This is a genomic window from Sinorhizobium kostiense (assembly GCF_017874595.1).
In the GTDB taxonomy this organism is placed as follows: domain Bacteria; phylum Pseudomonadota; class Alphaproteobacteria; order Rhizobiales; family Rhizobiaceae; genus Sinorhizobium; species Sinorhizobium kostiense.
Map to the genome: position 1 here is coordinate 341,758 of NZ_JAGILA010000006.1, position 21,919 is coordinate 363,676.

The 21,919-nt window shown below is 62.6% G+C and carries 18 protein-coding genes; 16 read left to right on the forward strand and 2 right to left on the reverse strand.

Going from position 1 to position 21,919, the window contains the following annotated elements; genetic code table 11:
- Positions 1-115 precede the first annotated feature (115 nt).
- The gene (gene gyrB / locus J2Z31_RS21305) at positions 116-2,551 is read left to right on the forward strand and encodes a DNA topoisomerase (ATP-hydrolyzing) subunit B (protein ID WP_209604365.1); all 2,436 of its coding nucleotides are present in this window, start codon (positions 116-118) and stop codon (positions 2,549-2,551) included.
- A gap of 66 nt (positions 2,552-2,617) precedes the next feature.
- On the opposite strand, the gene J2Z31_RS21310 is transcribed toward gyrB, so the two are convergent.
- On the reverse strand, positions 2,618-3,214 hold the full coding sequence (locus J2Z31_RS21310; protein WP_209604367.1) for a nitroreductase family protein: 597 nt from the start codon (positions 3,212-3,214) through the stop codon (positions 2,618-2,620).
- Positions 3,215-3,721: 507 nt separating this feature from the next.
- On the opposite strand from J2Z31_RS21310, the gene gabD reads away from it, so the two are divergent.
- Together gabD and hpaI are read left to right on the forward strand one after the other, a co-directional pair.
- Positions 3,722-5,176: an NADP-dependent succinate-semialdehyde dehydrogenase gene (gene gabD / locus J2Z31_RS21315; RefSeq protein ID WP_209604369.1), complete on the forward strand. Its 1,455-nt coding sequence runs from the start codon at positions 3,722-3,724 to the stop codon at positions 5,174-5,176.
- 232 nt (positions 5,177-5,408) lie between these two features.
- Entirely contained in the window at positions 5,409-6,209 is an 801-nt protein-coding gene (hpaI, locus tag J2Z31_RS21320; protein ID WP_209604371.1) for a 4-hydroxy-2-oxoheptanedioate aldolase, read from the forward strand.
- Here the strand turns inward: hpaI and J2Z31_RS21325 are convergent, their stop codons facing one another.
- The gene (locus J2Z31_RS21325; RefSeq protein WP_209604373.1) at positions 6,210-7,088 is read right to left on the reverse strand and encodes a GntR family transcriptional regulator; all 879 of its coding nucleotides are present in this window, start codon (positions 7,086-7,088) and stop codon (positions 6,210-6,212) included. It lies immediately after the preceding gene.
- A gap of 286 nt (positions 7,089-7,374) precedes the next feature.
- On the opposite strand from J2Z31_RS21325, the gene J2Z31_RS21330 reads away from it, so the two are divergent.
- The 13 genes from J2Z31_RS21330 to trpA all read left to right on the forward strand — a co-directional run bounded on the left by J2Z31_RS21330 (position 7,375) and on the right by trpA (position 21,869).
- Complete coding sequence (locus J2Z31_RS21330; protein ID WP_209604375.1) at positions 7,375-8,880, forward strand: UxaA family hydrolase; 1,506 nt, start codon at positions 7,375-7,377, stop codon at positions 8,878-8,880.
- A 134-nt stretch (positions 8,881-9,014) separates the two neighbouring features.
- Entirely contained in the window at positions 9,015-10,034 is a 1,020-nt protein-coding gene (locus J2Z31_RS21335) for an aldo/keto reductase (RefSeq protein WP_209604377.1), read from the forward strand.
- Between the two features lie 184 nt (positions 10,035-10,218).
- Positions 10,219-11,208, forward strand: coding sequence for an ABC transporter substrate-binding protein (locus tag J2Z31_RS21340; protein ID WP_209604378.1), 990 nt, complete (start codon positions 10,219-10,221; stop codon positions 11,206-11,208).
- 208 nt (positions 11,209-11,416) lie between these two features.
- Complete coding sequence (locus J2Z31_RS21345) at positions 11,417-12,958, forward strand: sugar ABC transporter ATP-binding protein (protein WP_209604380.1); 1,542 nt, start codon at positions 11,417-11,419, stop codon at positions 12,956-12,958.
- 44 nt (positions 12,959-13,002) lie between these two features.
- Complete coding sequence (locus J2Z31_RS21350) at positions 13,003-13,980, forward strand: ABC transporter permease (protein WP_209604382.1); 978 nt, start codon at positions 13,003-13,005, stop codon at positions 13,978-13,980.
- Positions 13,981-14,022: 42 nt separating this feature from the next.
- Entirely contained in the window at positions 14,023-15,045 is a 1,023-nt protein-coding gene (locus J2Z31_RS21355) for a zinc-binding alcohol dehydrogenase family protein (protein ID WP_209604385.1), read from the forward strand.
- Positions 15,042-15,878: an amidohydrolase family protein gene (locus tag J2Z31_RS21360; RefSeq protein WP_209604387.1), complete on the forward strand. Its 837-nt coding sequence runs from the start codon at positions 15,042-15,044 to the stop codon at positions 15,876-15,878. Before J2Z31_RS21355 ends, J2Z31_RS21360 begins: the two co-directional genes overlap by 4 nt.
- Positions 15,879-16,115: 237 nt before the next feature.
- The gene (gene phaZ / locus J2Z31_RS21365; protein WP_209604389.1) at positions 16,116-17,390 is read left to right on the forward strand and encodes a polyhydroxyalkanoate depolymerase; all 1,275 of its coding nucleotides are present in this window, start codon (positions 16,116-16,118) and stop codon (positions 17,388-17,390) included.
- 220 nt (positions 17,391-17,610) lie between these two features.
- Positions 17,611-18,024 (forward strand): DUF2852 domain-containing protein, encoded by a 414-nt coding sequence (locus J2Z31_RS21370; protein ID WP_209604391.1) that lies wholly within the window; start codon positions 17,611-17,613, stop codon positions 18,022-18,024.
- Between the two features lie 173 nt (positions 18,025-18,197).
- Positions 18,198-18,953, forward strand: a complete 756-nt coding sequence (locus J2Z31_RS21375) for a M48 family metallopeptidase (RefSeq protein ID WP_209604393.1) — start codon at positions 18,198-18,200, stop codon at positions 18,951-18,953.
- Positions 18,954-19,132: 179 nt separating this feature from the next.
- On the forward strand, positions 19,133-19,789 hold the full coding sequence (locus J2Z31_RS21380) for a phosphoribosylanthranilate isomerase (protein ID WP_209604395.1): 657 nt from the start codon (positions 19,133-19,135) through the stop codon (positions 19,787-19,789).
- A gap of 14 nt (positions 19,790-19,803) precedes the next feature.
- A complete protein-coding gene (gene trpB / locus J2Z31_RS21385; protein ID WP_209604397.1) occupies positions 19,804-21,024 on the forward strand; it encodes a tryptophan synthase subunit beta in 1,221 nt (406 codons plus the stop codon).
- 5 nt (positions 21,025-21,029) lie between these two features.
- Complete coding sequence (gene trpA, locus J2Z31_RS21390) at positions 21,030-21,869, forward strand: tryptophan synthase subunit alpha (protein ID WP_209604399.1); 840 nt, start codon at positions 21,030-21,032, stop codon at positions 21,867-21,869.
- Positions 21,870-21,919: the final 50 nt, after the last annotated feature.

Genomic DNA, 21,919 nt, shown 5'->3' on the forward strand with positions numbered 1-21,919 from the left:
TGCGGGTCGGGATTTGGAACCCGTGGACAAATTTTCTATAGTCCGCGAGGCATCTCGCGCCCGTGATTCGTCAACAAATCACGGGCGTCCGAAACCTGGAAAGACCTGAAGCCGAATGACCGATATTACTGAGACCGAAGCCGGCGCGATCGCCGAATATGGTGCCGATTCCATCAAGGTGCTGAAAGGCCTCGATGCCGTGCGCAAGCGGCCGGGCATGTATATCGGCGATACGGATGACGGCTCCGGTCTGCACCACATGGTCTATGAGGTCGTCGACAATGCAATCGACGAGGCGCTTGCCGGCCATGCCGATATCGTGACGGTGACGCTCAATCCCGACGGCTCAGTCACCGTGACCGACAATGGCCGCGGCATCCCGACAGACATCCACAGGGAAGAGGGCGTCTCGGCGGCGGAAGTCATTATGACGCAACTCCACGCGGGCGGTAAGTTCGACCAGAATTCCTACAAGGTTTCCGGCGGTCTTCACGGCGTCGGCGTCTCGGTTGTCAACGCGCTCTCCACATCACTGAAGCTGAAGATCCGCCGCGGCGGCAAGATCCATGAGATGAGCTTCACCCATGGCGTTGCCGACAGTCCCCTGACGGTCACGGGCGATGCCGGCAGCAATACCGGAACCGAGGTTACCTTCCTGCCGAGTGAGCAGACATTTTCGAATGTCGAATTCGACTATGCGACGCTGGAACACCGCTTGCGCGAGCTTGCTTTCCTGAATTCGGGCGTCCGTATCGTGCTGACCGACAAGCGGCATTCGGACATTCGGCGCGAGGAATTGATGTATGACGGCGGCCTCGAGGCCTTCGTCGCTTACCTCGACCGCGCGAAAAAGCCGCTCGTGCACAAGCCCGTCTCGATCCGTGGCGAGAAGGACGGCATTACCGTCGAAGTGGCGATGTGGTGGAACGACAGCTATCACGAGAACGTGCTCTGCTTCACCAACAACATACCGCAGCGCGACGGCGGCACCCACATGGCCGGCTTTCGCGCGGCGCTGACGCGCCAGATCACCTCCTATGCCGATACGTCAGGCATCACCAAGAAGGAAAAGGTATCGCTGACCGGGGACGACTGCCGCGAAGGGTTGACGGCCGTCCTGTCGGTCAAGGTGCCGGATCCGAAGTTCTCCTCGCAGACCAAGGACAAGCTGGTTTCGTCGGAGGTGCGGCCGGTCGTGGAAAGCCTAGTCAACGAGGCCTTGAGCGTCTGGCTCGAGGAAAATCCGGCCGATGCCAAGGTTCTCGTCGGCAAGGTGGTCGAGGCGGCTGCAGCCCGCGAGGCGGCGCGCAAGGCGCGCGAGCTGACGCGCCGCAAGGGTGCCCTCGATATCTCCTCGCTTCCCGGCAAGCTCGCGGATTGCTCCGAGCGCGATCCGGCGAAATCCGAGCTCTTCCTGGTCGAGGGCGATTCGGCGGGCGGTTCGGCCAAGCAGGGGCGCTCGCGCGAAAACCAGGCGATCCTGCCGCTGCGGGGCAAGATCCTGAACGTCGAACGCGCGCGTTTCGACAAGATGCTGTCGAGCCAGGAAATCGGCACGTTGATCACCGCGCTCGGCACGTCGATCGGCAAGGACGAGTTCAATGCCGACAAGCTGCGCTACCACAAGATCATCATCATGACGGATGCCGACGTCGACGGCGCCCACATCCGTACGCTGCTGCTGACCTTCTTCTTCCGGCAGATGCCGGACCTGATCGAGCGCGGCCACCTCTATATCGCCCAGCCGCCTCTCTACAAGGTGACGCGCGGCAAGTCCGTGCAATATCTGAAGGACGAAAAGGCGCTCGAAGATTATCTGATCAGCATGGGCCTGGAAGAGGCCTCGCTCGAGCTTGCCTCGGGAGAGGTGCGGGCAGGGCAGGATCTCCGCGAAGTCATCAACGACGCGCTGCGACTGCGCTCGCTGATGGACGGGCTGCACTCTCGCTACAATCGCTCGATCGTCGAGCAGGCGGCGATCGCCGGCGCGCTCAACATCGAGCTCAATTCAAGGCGCGACGAATTCGAGAAGATCGCTGCCGAAGTGGCGCGGCGGCTCGATGTCATTGCCGAGGAGACCGAGCGCGGTTGGGTCGGATCGGTGACGACGGAAGGCGGGTTGAAGCTCGAGCGCATGGTACGCGGCGTTAAGGAAGTGTCCGTACTCGACATGGCGCTGATCGGCTCCTCCGACGCGCGCCACATCGATCAGCTGACGGCGAAACTGAAGGAAGTCTATTCGACGCCGCCCGGGCTTCGCCGCCGCGACGGGACGCAGGAGATCAGCGGTCCGCGCGCCCTTTTGGACGCGATCTTCGCCGCCGGTCGCAAGGGATTGACCATGCAGCGCTACAAGGGCCTCGGCGAGATGAATGCCGAGCAATTGTGGGAGACGACGCTCGACCCCAACGTTCGCTCGCTGCTGCAGGTCAAGGTTGCCGACGCTACCGATGCGGACGGCCTGTTCTCGCGCCTGATGGGCGACGAAGTCGAGCCCCGTCGAGATTTCATCCAGGAAAACGCGCTGAGCGTCGCCAATCTGGACATCTGACGCTGCCGCCGCGCGAATACATGAGTCCCGGGGCGGTACACCGCGCCGGGACTTTTCTTTTTGGGCTCAGGCGCCGTTGAACCGGCCTTCGAAGACGAACTCGCCGATAGGCTTGCGCTGGCTTGGCTTCTCGCGCTGACGCAGATCCTCCGGCAATGTGGCGGGATCGGCAAGCCTGCCGATTGCGACGGCCGCTTCGACACGATTGTGCGCGGGTACCTCGAGTACCCGCATCGCTCTGTCGCGGTCGATGCCCCCCATGCCATGGGCATGCCATCCGGCGAGCTGTGCCTGCAGGGCCAAGGCGAACCACGCGGCGCCGGTGTCGAAGGCGTGGCTATAGGAGGGCCGGACCTCGCCGGTCGAAGTTGTCCTGTGTGTTCTCGAAAGGATGAATACAAGCGCCGAGGCATTTCTCGCCCAGCGCTGGTTGCCTTCGTCGAGCGTGGCGAGCAGCGGAGCGAAATATTCGGTGCCGCGGCGAGCGTAGACGAAGCGCCAGGGCTGGAGATTGCTGGCGGAAGGCGCCCAGCGCGCCGCCTCGAAAAGCGCAAGCAGATCCGTTTCCCCGATTTCCTCGCTGGTAAAGGCGCGCGGCGACCATCGTTCGAGAAATATGGAATGGATCGGGTGGTCGGCTCTTCGTTGGTTGATTTCTGTCACGGACAACATCCTTATCTTGCAAGCAGATCTGCTTGGGAGGAGCGGATTCGTCGCGACGCTACATAAGTTATGGCAGCGTTGGAATTCACAGGATGGAGAGGAGAGCGGGCGAACCAACCGTCGGTGAGCCGGCGGAATGGGCGCCACTCTGTCTGCTTTTTGGGTTATCATGGACTTGCTGAACTGCGCTAGATGATCCGCAACCATGTCCCCTGGACGAAGCCCGCGCGGAACGGCCCAGGCTTTGGGATCATTGCCGAACCGGCCCTGGCGCTCTTCTCACAACGCTCCGTTCCGCCTCAACCATGATCGGATGCGAACGACCATGACCGTGCATTCCTGGAGGGAATCAATGACGACCGGTATACCGGCGCAACCCATCAGGGATGGGTGCATCGCTTGCAAGCATCGTGCAGGCAGATGGAGAAACGGCATTGCGGGTGATTGTCGAACCGAACAAAAAAGTTGTATAAGTTCTGTAGATTTCATTCCGAGGAAGGACGCGCCATGAATCTGAAAGACCCGTCGCTGTTTCGCCAGGCCGCTCTCGTGGGCGAGAATTGGATCGAGGCCGACCCAAAAAATGCGATCGAGGTGAGCAATCCGGCGACCGGCGAGATCATCGGCCGCGTACCGAAGCTCGGCGCCGCAGAAACCCGTGCCGCGATCGAAAGCGCGGCGCGGGTGCAGAAGGGGTGGGCGGCGAGGACCGCCAAGGAGCGTTCGTCGATTCTCCGCCGCTGGTTCGAGTTGATGATCGAGAACAAGGACGATCTCGGCCAGATCCTGACCATCGAACAGGGCAAGCCGCTCGCCGAGGCGACTGGCGAGATCGTCTATGGCGCGAGTTTCATCGAGTGGTTTGCCGAGGAGGCGCGCCGCGTCTATGGCGACCTCGTGCCGGGCCACCAGAAGGACAAGCGGATCCTGGTGATGAAGCAGCCGATCGGCGTCGTCGCGGCGATCACGCCCTGGAACTTCCCGAATGCGATGATCACCCGCAAGGCCGGCCCCGCCTTTGCCGCCGGTTGCGCCATGGTCCTGAAGCCGGCCGCGCAGACGCCGTTTTCGGCGATTGCCATTGCCGTGCTTGCCGAGCGCGCCGGCATGCCGAAGGGGCTTTTCTCGGTGATCACCGGTTCGGCCCGCGACATCGGCGCCGAGATGACCTCGAACCCGACCGTGCGCAAGCTGACCTTTACCGGCTCGACGGAAGTGGGCGCCGAGCTCTACCGCCAGAGCGCCACGACCATCAAGAAGCTCGGACTTGAACTCGGCGGCAACGCGCCGTTCATCGTCTTTGACGATGCCGATCTCGATGCGGCCGTCGAAGGCGCCCTCATTGCCAAGTTCCGCAACAACGGGCAGACCTGTGTTTGCGCCAACCGCCTCTATGTGCAGGACGGCGTCTACGAGGCCTTTTCGGAGAAGCTTACGGCAGCCGTCGCCAGGCTCAAGACCGGCAACGGCATGGAAGAGGGCGTTATCCTCGGACCGCTGATCGATCAGCCGGCGCTCGCGAAAGTCGAGGAACACGTCGCCGACGCGCTTTCGAAGGGCGCGCGCGTCCTTCAGGGCGGCAAGCGACACGCCCTCGGCGGCACCTTTTACGAAGCGACGGTGTTGACGGATGTCAATCAGGCAATGGCGGTTGCGCGGGAGGAAACCTTCGGCCCGGTCGCGCCGCTCTTCCGCTTCAAGGACGAGGCGGATGTAATCGCCCAGGCGAACGACACCGAATTCGGCCTTGCCTCCTATTTCTACGCCAAGGACCTGGCGCGGGTCTTCCGTGTGGCCGAGGCGCTCGAATACGGCATGGTCGGCGTCAACACCGGTCTCATCTCGACCGCGGAGGCACCCTTCGGCGGCGTCAAACTCTCCGGCCTCGGCCGCGAGGGCTCGAAATATGGCATCGAAGAATTCACCGAGATCAAATATGTCTGCCTCGGCGGTATCGCCTGATGTCCTGAACCGGCCGGAAAGCTCTGGCCGGTTTTTTCTTTTGCCGGTAAGAGATTAGCCAAACGGTTGCGGTGTGGAATGCCCCTCATGCGGCCTGCCGGCCACCTTCTCCCTCCTCGCGGTGAGAAGTGTCGGTCCACCTCCGCAGCGGCTGCGGAGGACGGGCAGGCGGATGAGGGGCAACCGGCTTCCGCAATCTTGCCTGGAATGGATCGTCAAAGGAGAGTGGTCAATGCCGGCCCCCAAGAACCCCTTCAAAGCGGCGCTCCGCGAAAATCGTTTCCAGCTTGGACTGTGGGTGGCGCTTGCCAGCCCCTATGCCGCTGAAGTCGTGGCTGTCAGCGGTTATGACTGGCTGCTGATCGACGGCGAGCATGCGCCGAACGACCTGCCGCTGCTCGCGGCGCAGTACGGTGCGATTGCGGGGCGCGGCAGTCATCCGATCGTCCGCCTCCCCGTCGGCGATACCGCGCTCATCAAGCAGGTGCTCGACACCGGGGTCCAGACGCTGCTCATCCCGATGGTCGACAGCGTCGAGCAGGCGCGACAGCTCGTGCGAGCCGTGCGCTACCCGCCGCTGGGCGTCCGTGGCGTCGGTGCGGCGCTCGGGCGGGCCACGAATTTCGGCCGGATCGCCGATTATCTGGGGAATGCAAACGAGGAGGTCTGCCTGCTGCTGCAGATCGAAAGCCGGGCGGGCCTGAAGGCCATCGACGAGATCGCGGCGCTCGACGGCGTCGACGGGCTGTTCGTCGGACCGGCGGATCTCGCCGCCGATATGGGGCACCTCGGCAATCCCGGCCACCCGGAGGTCCGCGCCGCGATCGTCGATGCCTTTGCCCGGATCAAGAGCGCCGGCAAGGCGCGGGGGATCCTGACGCTCGATCTTGCTCAGGCTCATGACTACCGCGCGCTCGGCGCCGACTTCATGGCGATCGGCACCGATGTCACCCTTCTCGTCAGCGCGACCGAACGGCTGCGCCGGGAATTCGTCGGAGAGACGGAGCCGGCGCGAAGCGAATCCGGCTACTGATTACGGGATGGACTGTAAGAGCGTCTCGCGCGCAGACTGCAGGTGCCGGCGGCAGGCCTGCTCAACCTGATTGGGATCTCGCGACTGGAGCGCGGCGATATAGTCGAGATGTTCTTCCAGTGCGCGGGCATTGCGTTGGCGCGCATTCGCCTTGTTCCACTGATAATGATAGTGGAAGACGATCGCGATCACGTCGTAGAAATCGACGATAAAGCGGTTGCTCGAGGATTTGTGAACCAGCAGGTGAAAGCGCTCGTCGAGCTCGGAAAACTCCGTGTAGCGGTTGTCGACATCCGCGAGCATGTCCCGGTGGACCGCCTCGATTTGCTTCAGCTCCTCCCAGGCGGGATCGTCTTCGGGAAGCGTGACGAAACGCGCGGCGGAGCGAAGCTCGAACATCTCCCTGACTTCCGTCAGTTCAAGCGCGAAGTCGCGGGTAAAGCCTTTGAGCACCCAATGGCTGTTCGGCCGCTTCTCGATAAGCCCGAAGCGGCTGAAGCGGATCAGGAATTCGCGCACGCTGGTGGTGCCGGTGCCGATCTCGCGCGCCAGTTCAAGCTCGTTGATCTGCATGCCGGGCTCGGCACCGCCCGCGAGAATCCTGCGCATGAAGGTGCGCTCGATCCGTTCGGCGAGGGAATCGGTCTCCTCCGTCGGGAAGTAGTCGGACGGTTCCGGGCGTCTGAGCACGGTCTTGCGTCGTTTGTCCCAGTTGATGAGATCGAGTTCCTCGCATCGCGCAAGGATCGCTCGAACCGTGGTGCGGCTCACGCCGAGTGATTGGCCGAGCTCCGGTTCCGACGGCAGCGCCGAGTTTTCCGCCAGCAATGTCAGGCAGCGGTTGAAGGCATCCTTGAAGACGGTGTTCTGTTTCGCCATGCGCGGTTTTCGGCCCGTTGATGTTGATCGGAGTACCGACGTTCCGGGAGCTGACGCAAGTCGGCAACGGGTTCGGTCTACAGCGCCCGCGTCTTATCAGACGCGCAAAGTTCGCTGTAGCACTTTGATTTGCTGCATGTCTTCTCCTCCGGGTCTGCCGCGAGCCAAGTCCACTGGCAGCACTGTTGCGATGCAAGACATAATAACCATTGACGCAAATCTGTCTATTGTGGATAAAAGACAAAACACATGCGGCTGCATTGCCGTCGAACCGGAGGCCCAGAGTTTGTCCGCACCGTCCTCGATCCTTCTCTCGCCGGAAGACAACGTCGCCGTCGCCACAGTGGCGATCGAGCCGGGCGAGAACCTGCCGGCCGGTTCCACGGCCAAGGACCGGATCGACGCCGGACATAAGATTGCGGTGAGAGCGATCGCTGCAGGCGAACCGGTGATCAAATACGCCCAGGCGATCGGTCGTGCAACGCGCGATGTCGCCGCCGGCGAGCATGTGCATTCGCACAATCTGGCTTTCGATCAGGACCGCCTGGCGATCGGCGCTCCTGTCCCGCCGGAGACAGCAAGCGAGGCTGACAAGGCGCGCACGTTTCTCGGCTATCGCCGGGCCGACGGTCGCGCGGCGACGCGCAACTATATCGGCATCATCGCCAGCGTGAACTGTTCCACCACGGTCTGTCGCGCCATTGCCGACGAGGCCAACCGTCGCCTCCTGCCGAAGTTTGAAGGGATCGACGGCTTCGTGCCGATCGTTCACGACCAGGGCTGCGGCATGTCCTCGACCGGCGACGGCATGAAGAACCTGCACCGAACGCTCGCCGGCTACGCCCGTCACGCCAATTTCGGCGGCGTGCTGATGATCGGGCTTGGCTGCGAGGTCAACCAGTTGACGCTTTACGGCCAGAGCGGTGCCGGCGCGCAAAAGCGGCATTTCAACATCCAGGAAGCCGGTGGATCGCGCCGTTCCGTGGAGCGCGCGCTTGGCGTGCTGCAGGAGATCGCTGAGGAAGTGGCGCCGGCGCGGCGCGTGCCGATTCCGGTCAGCGAAATCATCGTCGGGCTGCAATGCGGCGGCTCGGACGGTCTCTCCGGCGTCACCGCGAATCCGGCGCTTGGCGCGGCTGTCGACATTCTTGCCGGAGCCGGCGGCACGGCAATCCTGTCGGAGACCTCGGAAATCTACGGCGCCGAGCATCTGCTTCGCAGCCGCGCCGTCAATGAGACAGTCGCAGCCAAGCTGGACGACCTGATTTCCTGGTGGGAGAACTATGTGGCGATGCATGGCGCCTCGCTCGACAATAATCCTTCGCCGGGTAACAAACGCGGCGGTCTGACGACAATTCTCGAAAAATCGCTGGGGGCGGTGGCCAAGGGCGGTCGTTCGCCGCTCACCGCCGTTTATAACTACGCCGAACGTGTGAGCGAACGCGGACTCGTTTTCATGGATACGCCCGGCTACGATCCGGTCTCGGCGACCGGCCAGGTTGCGGGTGGCGCCAATGTCATCGCCTTCACCACCGGGCGCGGCAGTTGCTTCGGCTGTCGCCCCGCGCCTTCGATCAAGCTCACCAGCAACACGGCGCTGTTCCAGGCGATGGAGGAGGACATGGACATCGATTGCGGCGTGATCGCGTCCGGCGAAGCGACGATCGCCGGCCTCGGCCGCCAGATCTTCGACCTGATCGTCGACACGGCTTCGGGCCGAAAGACAAAGAGCGAGCTTTTCGGCTACGGCGACAACGAATTCGTGCCCTGGCATCTCGGGGCGACGCTTTAGGGAAGGGACTTAATTGCCTCATCCGGCCTGCCGGCCGCCTCGCCTGCGGGAGAGGGCTGGGGTGAGGGACGATCCCACGGCAAGCGGAGGCGTTTGACGAACCACCGCAATCCTTGGGAGGGAGGAGACAAGGAATGCAGACGAGGAAAATCGGCCGCACCGATCTGGCGGTGACCGAACTGAGCTTCGGCGCCGCGGGGCTGGGCGGCCTCTACCGCGAGTGCACGCGCGAGGCGGCGATGGCGACGCTCGATGCCGCCTGGGATGCGGGCATCCGCTATTTCGACACCGCGCCCTATTACGGACTCGGGCTCGCCGAACGGCGGATCGGCGACTTCCTGCGCGACAAACCGCGCGAGAGCTTCGTGCTCTCGACCAAGGTCGGCCGGCTGCTGCATCCGGTGCCGGAAGACAAGGTTCCCGACTATTCCTATGTCAAGCCGCTCAACTTCGACGTCAGCTACGACTACGGCTATGACGCGATCATGCGGTCGGTGGAGATGAGCTACGCCCGGCTCGGGCTCAACCGTCTCGACATCCTCTATGTCCATGACATTGGCGTCTACACCCATGGTGCGAAGAAAAACGCCGTTTACCTTCGGCAGCTCCTCGATTCCGGCCTCAAGGCGTTGGAGGAGCTGAAATCGACCGGTGTCATTTCAGCCTATGGACTCGGCGTCAACGAGGTACCGGTTTGCCTCGAGATCCTGCGCCAGGCGGAGCTGGATTGCATCCTGCTCGCCGGTCGCTACAGCTTGCTCGACCGCTCGGCGGCCGCCGAGTTGCTGCCGCTTTGCGAGAAGAAGAAAACCTCGCTCGTGATCGGCGGCGTCTTCAATTCCGGCATTCTTGCGACCGGTCCCGTCGAGGGCGCGCATTTCGACTACATGCCGGCGACGGAAGAGGTCAGGGCGAAGGTCGCAGCAATGGAGGCGATCGCCGGCGAGCGTGGCATGCCGCTTGCCGCGGCGGCGCTTCAGTTCCCGCTCGCCAATCCGCTCGTCGCCTCGGTGCTGATAGGCACCGCCAGGCCCTCGAGCCTCGAGCGCAACGTGGAGCTCACCCGTTGGAAGCTCAAACCCGAGGATTTCACCGCCTTCGAGCCCTACACGCTCGTTGCCCCCGAGCTCGGCGAGGAGGCAGTGAGAGCCTGATGCGCTAGCTCCGGCCCGGCCGCGATGAGCACGAAACGGCCGAAAAACTATGCGCTTATCACTTGCCAAGCAAAGCTTTCTGCATTAGCGTGCAGAAATGTTTTTTATGGATAAAAGACGGTCCGCGAGCACCTGGCGGAACGTGGATAACTGGAACGAAGGTGTGATTTGAGAGGAGAACCTGATGAACATCGCTAAACGCATTCTTTCCCGTCGTGCCTTCAACGCCCTCGCCGGCGCTGCCTTTCTGGCCGCTATGGCGCCGGCGCCCTCGTTCGCCCAGGACGTCACCATCCCGATCATCGTGAAGGACACCACCTCCTTCTACTGGCAAATCGTGCTTGCGGGTGCCCGCCAGGCCGGTAAGGATCTTGGCGTCAACGTACCGGAACTCGGCGCGCAGTCGGAATCGGACATCAACGGCCAGATCAGTATCCTCGAGAACGCCGTTGCCGGCGCTCCGGCAGCCGTGGTCATCGCACCGACCGAATTCAAGGCGCTCGGCAAGCCGATCGACGAGGCCGCCAAGTCCGTTCCAGTCATTGGGATCGACTCGGCTGCCGACTCCAAGGCGTTCACCTCGTTCCTGACGACCGATAACGTCCAGGGCGGGCGCATTGCCGCCGATGGGCTTGCCGCCGCGATCAAGGAAGCGACCGGCAAGGAAGAGGGCGAAGTCGCCATCATCACCAGTCTGCCCGGCGTCGGGTCGCTCGATCAGCGCCGCGAAGGCTTTCTGGATCAGCTGAAGACGAAATATCCGGGCCTGAAGGTTGTCGCCGACAAATTTGCCGACGGCCAGGCGACGACCGGTCTCAACATCATGACCGACCTGATCACCGCCAATCCCAATCTCGTCGGGGTCTTTGCCTCCAACCTGATCATGGCGCAGGGCGCCGGGCAGGCAATCGCCGAGAACAAGCTTGGCGACAAGATCAAGGTCATCGGCTTCGACAGCGACGAAAAGACGGTGAGCTTCCTCAAGGAAGGTGTGCTCGCCGGCCTCGTCGTGCAAGACCCCTATCGCATGGGTTATGACGGGGTGAAGACGGCGCTCGCCGTATCGAAGGGCGAGAAGGTCGAGGCGAATGTCGATACCGGCGCCAACCTCGTCACCAAGGCCAACATGGCTGATCCGAAGATCGACGCACTCCTGAACCCCAAGGTGAACTGATCCGCCAGGATTTGAGTCGCGGCGCCTACTGCATCTCCCCTTAAATCGACCTCGATTTAAGGAAAAGGTAGGCAGCAAATCAAAGTGCTACAGCGAACTTTGCGCCTCTTACAAGACGCGCGGCGCTGGAGGCGCCGCGACAGGGTTGGGCGCGGCGGCCGGTGGCGAGGAGCCGGCTGTCGCGACCCCGCAAAGCGAGGAGGGGAACATGACAGGGCTTCAAGAGGTCAGCCACCGGCGTGATGCCGAGCTCAAGACGGCGGTGCCAAAAGGGGAGCCGATCCTGGACTTGCTCGGGCTGCAGAAAAACTACGGTGCCGTCCAAGCACTGAAACCCGCGTCCATTACGTTCCTTTCCGGCGAGATCCACGCCATCGTTGGTGAGAACGGTGCTGGCAAGTCGACGCTGATCAAACTGCTTACCGGCGTCATTCCGCGCACCGCCGGCGAGGTGCGCTGGTGTGGCGAGCCGGTGCAGCTTGCAAGCCCGAATGAGGCGATCGCCCGTGGCATCAATGCCGTGCACCAGGAAGTGGTGCTTTGTCCGCACCTGAGCGTTGCGGCCAATATGTTCCTCGGCGACGAGATGGACCGCAATGGCCTCATGCGCAAGCGCGCCATGACCGCCGCGGCGCAGGGTGTTCTCGATGATCTCGGCTTCAACCTGCCGGCCGATGCAACGCTCGGCATTCTGACGATCGGCCAGCAGCAGCTCGTCGCAACCGCCCGCGCCGCCATGCGCGGCACCCGCTTCCTGATCTTCGACGAGCCGACGGCCTATTTGACGCGGCAGGAATCCGCGCAGCTTTTCCGGCTCATTCGCCGCCTGCAGAACGAAGGCGTCACCATCGTCTATATCAGCCACCGGCTGGAGGAGGTATTCGAGCTTGCCGACCGCGTCTCGGTCCTGCGCGACGGCACCCATGTCGGCACGCGCCGGATCGGCGAGACGAACGAGGCCGAATTGATCGCGCTGATGATCAACCGCACGATCGAGCAGATCTATCACAAGGAACACTTTCCCTTGGGGGAGACCATCGTCGAGACGCGCGGCCTGACCGGTCCAGGTTTCAGTGATGTGTCGCTTTCCGTCCGCTCGGGAGAAATCGTCGGGCTGTACGGCCTGATCGGCGCCGGGCGTAGCGAATTCGCCCTCGGTCTTTATGGCCGCCATCCGATCGGCGCCGGAGAAGTCTACTGGCAGGGCAGGAAGGTCGAGATCGACAACGAGCGCAAGGCCATGGAACTCGGCATTGCGCTTGCGCCGGAAAGCCGCCGCGATCAGGGGCTCTGCCTCAACCTGCCGATCGGTCTCAACGTCAATCTGCCGGTCTTTCGCAGGCTGACGCGCGGACTGACCATCAATCGTGCTGAGGAGGCCGCGAATGCCGACCGGCAGATCCGCGACCTGCAGATCAAGACCCCATCGCGGCGGGTGCTCGCCTCCGCAATGTCCGGCGGGAACCAGCAGAAGATCGTCATCGGCAAATGGTTGAGCCATGGCGCCAAGCTGTTCATCTTCGACGAACCGACCGTTGGCGTCGACGTCGGCACCAAGGCGGAAATCTATCGGCTCTTTGCCCGGCTGCTCGAGCAGGGGGCAGGGATCATCCTGATTTCCTCCTACCTGCCCGAAGTCTACGAGCTCGCAGACCGGCTGCACGTGTTCCGGCAGGGCCGGATCGTGGCCAGTCATGACTACCGTGCCGCCAGCCACGAGGAAGTCTTGGCGCAGGCGATCAACGCCTGAGGACTTTTATTTTTGAAAACTGCAGCGAGTGCAGGGAGGGAACGATGAGTGTGGAAACGGTAGAAGGCAGCGCGGCACCGACGCCGAAGAGAGGGGTGAGCATCCTGTTCGGACTGACGCTTCTTGGCCTGCTGCTTGCTCTCTGGCTGGCCCTTGGACTTGCGACCAACGCCTTCTGGACGCCGAACAATATCAGCAATCTTCTCCGCCAGGGCGCAATGACCGCGATCCTCGCGGTTGGCCAGACATTCGTCATCATCACTGCCGGCATCGACCTCTCCGTCGGAGCCGTGGTCGGCTTCACCAGTGTCATCGTCGCATGGCTGCTGGCCGCCGGCGTGCCGCTCTGGCTCGCGGTCATCGCGACGCTTCTGATCGGCGTTCTCATCGGCGTCTTCCATGCTTTCGGAATCGTCCGCATGGGCCTGCCACCCTTCATCATCACGCTGGCGACGTTGACATCATTGCGCGGCATCGGTCTTTTGATCACCAACGGTTCGACGATCTCGATCACCAACGAGGCCTTTACCAATTTCTCTCGCGCCGATTTCCTCGGCGTTCCGAGCCTTTTCTGGATGGTGATCGTGGTTGCGATCCCGGCCTACGTATTCCTGCACCTCAGCCGCTTCGGCCGCTATCTCTTCGCAGTCGGCTCGAACCGGGAGGCGGCTCGCCTTTCCGGCGTCAATGTCGACCGGACGATCTATCTGGCCTATGTCCTCTCCTCGACCTGTGCCGCCTTTGTCGGGCTGCTGCTTGCCTCCCGCATCGGCATCGGCAACGCTACGCAGGCGGAGGGCTGGGAGCTGCAGGCTATCGCCTCTTCGGTCATTGGCGGCACCAGCCTGTTCGGCGCCGTCGGCTCGGTTCATGGTCCGCTCCTCGGCGCCTTCATTCTCGCGACGATCAATAACGGCGCCAACCTCCTCAACGTCAACTCCTTCTGGCAACGCATCATCACGGGCCTGCTGATCATCGTCATCGTCTATTTCGACCAGCTTCGGCGCCGCGGCTCGCGGTGATCGCCGAACGACGGCACCATGACCCAAGTTTCGGAGCGCGCAATGAAAGCTGTTGTCTGCCAAGAGCCTGGACGCCTCGAACTCGTCGAGCGCAATCGGCCGGAGGCGCCCCTCCCCGGCTGGGTGCGACTGGCCGTCCGGCGCGTCGGCATTTGCGGCACCGACTATCACATCTTCGAGGGCAAACACCCCTTCCTCGAATATCCGCGTGTCATGGGCCACGAGATTTCCGCGACGGTGATCGAGGCGGGGCCGGACTGCATGCTCGCGCCCGGAACGCTGGTGGTCGTCAACCCATATATCGCCTGCGGAAGCTGCGTCGCCTGCCGCAAGGGCAAGCCCAATTGCTGCACGGCGATCAGGGTTCTCGGCGTGCATACCGACGGCGCTTTCTGCGAGGAAATCGTCATGCCGGAAGGGAACCTCTACCCGGCGAACGATCTTTCGCCCGAAGCCGCGGCGACGGTGGAGTTCCTGGCGATCGGCGCCCATGCGGTCCGTCGCTCCGCAGTGCCAGCCGGTTCCCGCTCGCTGGTGATCGGCGCCGGCCCCATCGGGCTTGGAACGGCGATCTTCTCCCGGATTGCCGGACATGAGGTGACGCTCCTCGATACGAGCGCCGAACGTCTCGCCTTTGCCGCCGACAGGCTCGGTTTCTCGCAAGGAATCGTCGCCGGCGAGCGCGTGGAGGAAGCAATCGCACAGGCGACTGGAAACGAGGGCTTCGATGTCGTGTTCGACGCCACCGGCAATGCCGCCTCGATGGCGCGTTCCTTCGCTTACGTCGCCCATGGCGGCACGCTGGTTTTCGTCAGCGTGGTCAAGGACGAGATCCGCTTTTCCGATCCGGAATTCCACAAGCGCGAGATGACTCTCGTTGCCAGCCGCAATGCGACACGTGAGGATTTCGACCATGTGATCGCGTCGATCGCCAAAGGTTTAGTGCCGGTGGAGGCGCTCGTCACCCACAGGACGACGCTCGACGGGGCGGTCGACGACCTGCCGCGCTGGGCCCATGACAAGACCGGGCTCGTGAAGGCCGTGATCACGCTGGGGGCGGGATGAACTTCATCGACGCGCATCAGCATTATTGGATGCTCGGCCTCGGCCACAATGATTGGCCCGGGCCGGATCTCAAGGCCATCTACCGGGATTTCGGGCCGGAGGATCTGAAACCACACTTGGCGGCGGCGGGCATCGCCCGCACCGTGCTCGTTCAAGCGGCCGCCAATCGCGCGGAAACCGACTTCCTGCTCGCGCTTGCGGAACGGGAAGAGACGGTCGCGGCGGTGGTCGGCTGGGTGGACGTGCTCGCTCCCGGCGCCGTCGCCGAGATCGAGCGGTTGAAGAGCCATCGCAAGTTCAGGGGCATTCGTCCGATGCTGCAGAGCATCGCCGAAACCGCCTGGATCCTCAGGCCGGAGGCGATCGCGACGCTTGAGGCCTTACCGCATCTGGATCTTCGCTTCGACGCGCTGATCCAGCCGCGCCACCTGCCGGTGATCGCAGCCCTTGCCGACCGATTGCCGGAGCTTCAGATCGTCATCGATCATGGAGCGAAGCCCTTCATTGCCGAGGGCAGGATGGAGCCCTGGCGGACCGATATGGCGGCGCTCGCGCTTCGGCGGAATGTGCATGTCAAGCTCTCCGGGCTGGTGACGGAAGCCGGCGGGGCATGGTCGATCGAGCGATTGCGGCCCTATGCCGCTCATCTTATCGACGTTTTCGGTGCCGATCGCGTGATGTTCGGCAGCGACTGGCCGGTGGTGCTGCTCGCTGCGGACTATGCGGCGTGGTTTGCCGCCGCTCGTGCGCTGACGGCGCATCGGACGGAGTCGGAGCGGCGGGCGATTTTTCTGGGGACGGCGGCCCGATTCTACGGAATTTCCGTCTCATGAGGTACGAACGTCACAGCTCGATAGCCCCCACAATGCTATCCTCATATATTAGTAATATGATTCCTTTTAGTAATATGATCCCTTTCCCCAAAAGGTTAGGTTAGGGGTCTCTTTGTTGCGCTGCACAAGAAAAGTGGTACTCTGAAGGAGAGTGCGGCCGACAAGACAAATACTCGCAAGGCTTGCGTCGGACTGGGAGCGGCGCCGTCATCGATTGAAAGAAGGGGTACGCGTCGCATGTTCTACCAGCTTTACGAAATGAACCATGCCATGATGGCGCCGTGGCGGGCGGCAGCGGACGCCATGCGGCTGGCCTACAGGAATCCGATGAACCCGGTCTCGCATACGTATTTCGGCCGCGCGGCCGCTGCGGGACTGGAGGTGTTCGAACGCGCGACGCGGCGCTACGGCAAACCGGAATTCGGACTTGCCGAGACGGTTGTGGACGGTCAGCCCACACCCGTCCGTGAGAAGATCGTCTGGCGCGCGCCATTCTGCAATCTCATCCATTTCGAACGATCGCTCGCCGCGGGAAAGGCGGCCGACCCGAAAGTGCTTATCGTAGCGCCGATGTCGGGCCACTACGCAACGCTGCTGCGCGGCACCGTCGAGGCGCTGTTGCCCCATTCCGACATCTACATCACCGATTGGATGGACGCTCGGATGGTGCCCTTGAGCGAGGGCACGTTCGATCTCGACGACTATATCGACTACGTCATCCAGATCCTGCATTTCCTCGGGCCCGACACGCATGTGGTCGGTGTCTGCCAGCCGGCGGTGCCGGTGTTAGCCGCGGCCGCGCTGATGGAAGCGGACAATGATCCGCTTTCGCCCGCCTCGATGACGCTGATGGGCGGTCCGATCGACACCCGCATCAACCCGACCGGCGTCAATCAATTAGCGGAGCGGCGGCCGGTCGAGTGGTTCCGCGACAACGTCATCATGCCGGTGCCATGGCCGCAGCCGGGATTCATGCGCATGGTTTATCCAGGCTTCCTGCAGCTCTCGGGCTTCATGTCGATGAATCTCGACCGGCACCTGATCGCCCACAAGGAGTTCTTCGCTCATCTCGTCAAGAACGATGGCGATGCCGCCGACAAGCATCGCGAATTCTACGACGAGTATCTGGCGGTCATGGACCTGACGGCCGAGTTCTATCTGCAGACGGTCCAGGTCGTATTCATGCAGCATGCGCTTCCAAAGGGCGAGATGGTGCATCGCGGCAAGCGCGTCGATCCGACCGCGATCCGCCGTGTGGCGCTGTTGACCGTCGAGGGCGAGAACGACGACATTTCCGGTGTCGGTCAGACCAGGGCTGCTCACACGATCTGCACGAACATTCCGCAGCACATGCGCGAGCATTACATGCAGCCAGACGTCGGCCATTACGGCGTGTTCAACGGCTCGCGCTTCCGCCGCGAGATCGCGCCGCGCATCGTGGCCTTTCAGCGGGCGCATTCGCGCCACAGTAGGCCGGTCAAGCAGATCATCCAGGGCGGAAAGTCGGCGTGAACGGCCGAACCGCGGGCGAGCAAATGAGGTGAACTCTGCGGCTTGGTTCTGCGAGGGTCGCAAAAGAGGCGATTTTCGGGATCTGCTCACGATTTCGTCCCTTGGAGTCAAGCATTTGTCCGATTTCGGGGGCGTCGATCTTGTAGACCATGATGGCCTTTCCCACATCGTTTTCATCGGGCCACAACGGGTGGCCTGCTGATTGAGAGGTGTGCTGACGATGAACCAATCTGCATTGATCCGTCCGGACTGGACGCCTGCAACGATCGCGCTGATGGTGCTCGGCTTCATTGTGTTCTGGCCCCTTGGCCTGGCGATGCTCGCCTACATCATGTTTGGCGACAAACTGAAAGCCTTCAAGAAGGACGCCAACGACAGCGTTGACCGCATGTGTGCCGGCTTCCGGCGGAATAGCGGCCGCCACTGGGCCCACCGGACCGGCAATGTCGCATTCGACGAGTGGCGCGACGCGGAACTTGCGCGTCTTGAGGAGGAGCGCCGCAAGCTTGATCGGATGCGCGAGGAATTCGACGCCTATGTTCGCGAGCTCCGGCGCGCCAAGGACCAGGAAGAGTTTGACCGTTTCATGCGCGAGCGCAGAAACGGCGGTGCTGGCCCGGCAACGGTCGACTGACGCAAAGCATCCGGCGTTTCACATGAAACGCCGGAATTATCGCATCGCCACGAAAGGCTTAGCCGCGTCAAGGCGATTGCGATCCTTACGCGTCCGATATGTCCGACAAGACGCATGGCGATTGCCCGTTCAGGACGTGTCAACGACACCCCGAATCGGCTAAACAGGCTTCCATGTTTCCTTCCCTCAAGCGGCGCCGTGGCGGTGGAACGCCTGCTCAAGTCATGCGGGAGATCGAAGTGGCAGGCAAGGTACTGCCCTTGACGATCCGCCAGAACGCGCGCGCCAGCCGCTTGACGCTCCGCATAGAGCCCGGCGGCCGTTCCTTGAAGCTGACCGTTCCCGAGGGACTGCCGGAGCGAGAAGTCAGCGCGTTCCTCACCCGCCACCACGGCTGGCTGATGACCAAGCTCGCGCGCTTCTCCGGCGAAAGCGAGCTTGAGCATGGGGGGATGATCTTCATCCGCGGCGTAGCCCACCGTATCGAGCGAACCGGCCGCATTCGCGGGCTGACGGAAGCGGTGATGGTCGGTGAGGAAGCGGTGCTCATGGTGGGCGGCGCGGAGGAACACCTGCGACGACGCATTGCCGATTTCCTGAAAAAAGAGGCGCGTTTCGAACTGGAGCGCCTCGTGGCGATCTATTGCGGCAGAATCGATCGCCGGGCGCGCTCGCTGAGCCTCAAGGACACCCGCAGCCGCTGGGGCTCCTGTTCCGCCGAGGGGGACCTGAGCTTCTCCTGGCGCATCGTCATGGCGCCGCCGAAGGTGATCGCCTATCTCGCTGCCCACGAGGTCGCCCATCTCAAGGAGATGAACCACGGGCCCAATTTCTGGTCTCTTTGCGAGAGATTGTGCCCGGATACCAACGATGCCAGGCGGTGGCTGAAGCGCAACGGCACCATGCTGCACGCGATCGACTTCGGCTGAATGAAGACTTGGCGCGGCTTTGGCAGGTGAGACGGGACTGAGGCGCCGATCGGGGCAATCCCGATGCGGCACGGCTTTGGTATGCGATGAAAACCGTTGCTGCAACGGCGCCGACAATCCGCGCGGAAAAGCAACGGTTTTGCTCGACTCGCGTCACTTTTCATGCAAGGTCGCTTCCCATGAAAACCGAAGTGAAGATTTGTGGTTTGAAAACCCCGGAGGCCGTGGAGCATGCCGTGGCGCGTGGCGCCTCGCATACGGGCTTCATCTTCTTTCCCAGGAGCCCCCGTAACATCGAACCTGACGATGCGGCCCGCGTGGCGAAAGGCATTCGAGGGCGCGCCAAGATCGTCGCCGTCACTGTCGACGCGGAGAACGACGATCTCGACGAGATCGTCGCCGCGCTCAATCCGGACATCCTGCAGCTTCACGGCGGCGAGAGCCCGGATCGGGTGTTGACGGTCAAGGCGATCTACGGCCTGCCCGTGATGAAGGCGCTACCGATCCGCGAGGCTTCCGACCTGGATCGGATCGATCCCTATCTCGGCATCGTCGATCGTTTTCTTTTCGACGCCAAGCCGCCGGTCGGGTCTGATTTGCCCGGCGGCAATGGGATTTCCTTCGACTGGCGCCTGCTTGATGCGCTTGACGAGCGCGTCGATTACATGCTTTCCGGTGGGCTGAATGCAGCAAATATCGGCGAAGCAATGGCCCTGACGGGTGCCCGCGCCGTCGATATCTCCTCCGGCATCGAGAGCGCGCCGGGTGTCAAGGATTTGAAGCTTATGGATGAATTTTTCGATGCGGTTCGCCGCGCCGAAACCGAACGGCCATGATCAGGGAGCAATACGTGAACCAGCCGCCCAAACCGAACTCCTTTCGAGCCGGACCCGACGAGGACGGCCGTTTCGGCATCTTCGGTGGCCGTTTCGTGGCTGAAACGCTGATGCCGCTCATCCTGGACCTCCAGGCTGAATGGAACAAGGCGAAAACCGATCCGACCTTCAAGGCGGAGCTCGAAAAACTTGGCGCCCATTATATCGGCCGCCCGAGCCCGCTTTATTTCGCAGAGCGGCTGACGGCGGAACTTGGCGGCGCGAAGATCTATTTCAAGCGCGAGGAACTGAATCACACCGGTTCGCACAAGATCAACAATTGCATCGGCCAGATCCTGCTCGCCAAGCGTATGGGTAAGACGCGCATCATCGCCGAAACCGGAGCCGGCCAGCATGGCGTTGCGTCCGCCACGGTGGCCGCCCGCTTCGGCCTGCCTTGCGTCGTCTATATGGGTGCGACCGACGTCGAGCGGCAGGCACCCAACGTCTTCCGCATGAAGCTGCTCGGCGCCGAAGTGAAGCCGGTGACCGCCGGCAACGGCACGCTGAAGGATGCGATGAACGAGGCGCTGCGCGACTGGGTTACGAATGTCGACAGTACCTATTACCTGATCGGCACGGCCGCCGGACCGCATCCCTATCCGGAAATGGTTCGCGACTTCCAGTCGGTCATTGGCGAGGAAGCCAAGGAACAGATTTTGGCAGCCGAAGGCCGTCTTCCCGACCTCGTCGTGGCGGCGGTTGGTGGCGGCTCCAATGCGATCGGCATCTTCCATCCGTTCCTGGACGAGGGTGGCGTGAAGATCGTCGGCGTCGAAGCCGGCGGCAAGGGACTCGACGGCGACGAGCATTGCGCCTCGATCACGGCCGGTTCGCCGGGTGTGCTGCACGGCAATCGAACCTACCTGCTGCAGGACGGTGATGGCCAGATCAAGGAGGGCCATTCCATCTCCGCCGGGCTCGATTATCCGGGCATCGGCCCGGAACACGCCTGGCTCAACGATGTCGGTCGTGTCGAATACGTGCCGATCATGGACCATGAGGCGCTCGAAGCCTTCCAGACGCTGACGCGGCTCGAAGGCATCATCCCGGCGCTCGAACCTTCGCACGCGCTTGCGGAAGTCATCAAGCGTGCACCGAAGATGGGTAAGGACGAGATCATCCTGATGAATCTCTCCGGCCGCGGCGACAAGGACATCTTCACCGTCGGCAAAATTCTCGGAATGGGACAGTAACGATCATGACCGCACGCATGGAACAAAGGTTCACCGACGTCGCGGCAGAAGGTCGCCCGGTCCTTGTCACCTATTTCATGGGCGGCGACCCGGATTTCGACACATCGCTGGCGATCATGAAGGCATTGCCGAAAGCCGGCGCCGACGTCATCGAGCTCGGCGTCCCGTTTTCCGATCCTATGGCCGACGGGCCGGCCATCCAGCTTGCCGGCCAGCGGGCACTCAAGGCCGGGCAGACGCTCGCCAAGACGCTCGAGCTTGCAAGGCGCTTCCGGGCAGAGGACCAGCGCACGCCGATCGTGCTGATGGGTTACTACAACCCGATCTATGTCTATGGAGTCGAGCGCTTCCTGGAGGATGCGCTGGACGCCGGCGTCGACGGCCTGATCATCGTCGACCTGCCGCCGGAAATGGACGATGAGCTCTGCATTCCGGCGCTGGAAAAGGGTATCAACTTCATCCGCCTGGCAACGCCGACGACGGACGACCGCCGCCTGCCGAAGGTTCTCGAAAACACCTCCGGTTTCGTATATTACGTTTCGATGAACGGCATCACCGGCTCGGCTCTGCCCGAGCCCGCCCTGATTGCCGGCGCCGTTGCGCGGATCAAGACGCATACGCAATTGCCCGTCTGCGTCGGCTTCGGCGTCAAGACCGCCGACCATGCGCGGGTGATCGGGGCCTCGGCTGACGGGGTCGTCGTGGGAACGGCGATCGTCAACCAGATCGCCTCGAGCCTCACGGAAGAGGGTGGCGCGACGGAAGCAACCGTGCCGGGTGTCGAAGCGCTGGTCAGGGGCCTTTCGGCCGGGGTGCGGGCGGCAAGGGCCGTAGCTGCCGAATAACTGCCCCTTTCGACGCGCACAACTCGATGGAAGCCTTCAGGAGTCTATAA

Excerpts from the sequence above, each read along its gene's own strand:
- J2Z31_RS21350 (WP_209604382.1), top strand. The coding sequence starts at position 13,003 with ATGAGTGTGGAAACGGTAGAAGGCAGCGCGGCACCGACGCCGAAGAGA.
- J2Z31_RS21340 (WP_209604378.1), top strand. The coding sequence starts at position 10,219 with ATGAACATCGCTAAACGCATTCTTTCCCGTCGTGCCTTCAACGCCCTC.
- J2Z31_RS21325 (WP_209604373.1), bottom strand. The coding sequence starts at position 7,088 with ATGGCGAAACAGAACACCGTCTTCAAGGATGCCTTCAACCGCTGCCTG.
- gabD (WP_209604369.1), top strand. The coding sequence starts at position 3,722 with ATGAATCTGAAAGACCCGTCGCTGTTTCGCCAGGCCGCTCTCGTGGGC.
- J2Z31_RS21375 (WP_209604393.1), top strand. The coding sequence starts at position 18,198 with ATGTTTCCTTCCCTCAAGCGGCGCCGTGGCGGTGGAACGCCTGCTCAA.
- J2Z31_RS21345 (WP_209604380.1), top strand. The coding sequence starts at position 11,417 with ATGACAGGGCTTCAAGAGGTCAGCCACCGGCGTGATGCCGAGCTCAAG.
- J2Z31_RS21370 (WP_209604391.1), top strand. The coding sequence starts at position 17,611 with ATGAACCAATCTGCATTGATCCGTCCGGACTGGACGCCTGCAACGATC.
- gyrB (WP_209604365.1), top strand. The coding sequence starts at position 116 with ATGACCGATATTACTGAGACCGAAGCCGGCGCGATCGCCGAATATGGT.
- J2Z31_RS21380 (WP_209604395.1), top strand. The coding sequence starts at position 19,133 with ATGAAAACCGAAGTGAAGATTTGTGGTTTGAAAACCCCGGAGGCCGTG.
- J2Z31_RS21335 (WP_209604377.1), top strand. The coding sequence starts at position 9,015 with ATGCAGACGAGGAAAATCGGCCGCACCGATCTGGCGGTGACCGAACTG.
- phaZ (WP_209604389.1), top strand. The coding sequence starts at position 16,116 with ATGTTCTACCAGCTTTACGAAATGAACCATGCCATGATGGCGCCGTGG.
- J2Z31_RS21360 (WP_209604387.1), top strand. The coding sequence starts at position 15,042 with ATGAACTTCATCGACGCGCATCAGCATTATTGGATGCTCGGCCTCGGC.
- trpA (WP_209604399.1), top strand. The coding sequence starts at position 21,030 with ATGACCGCACGCATGGAACAAAGGTTCACCGACGTCGCGGCAGAAGGT.
- J2Z31_RS21355 (WP_209604385.1), top strand. The coding sequence starts at position 14,023 with ATGAAAGCTGTTGTCTGCCAAGAGCCTGGACGCCTCGAACTCGTCGAG.
- hpaI (WP_209604371.1), top strand. The coding sequence starts at position 5,409 with ATGCCGGCCCCCAAGAACCCCTTCAAAGCGGCGCTCCGCGAAAATCGT.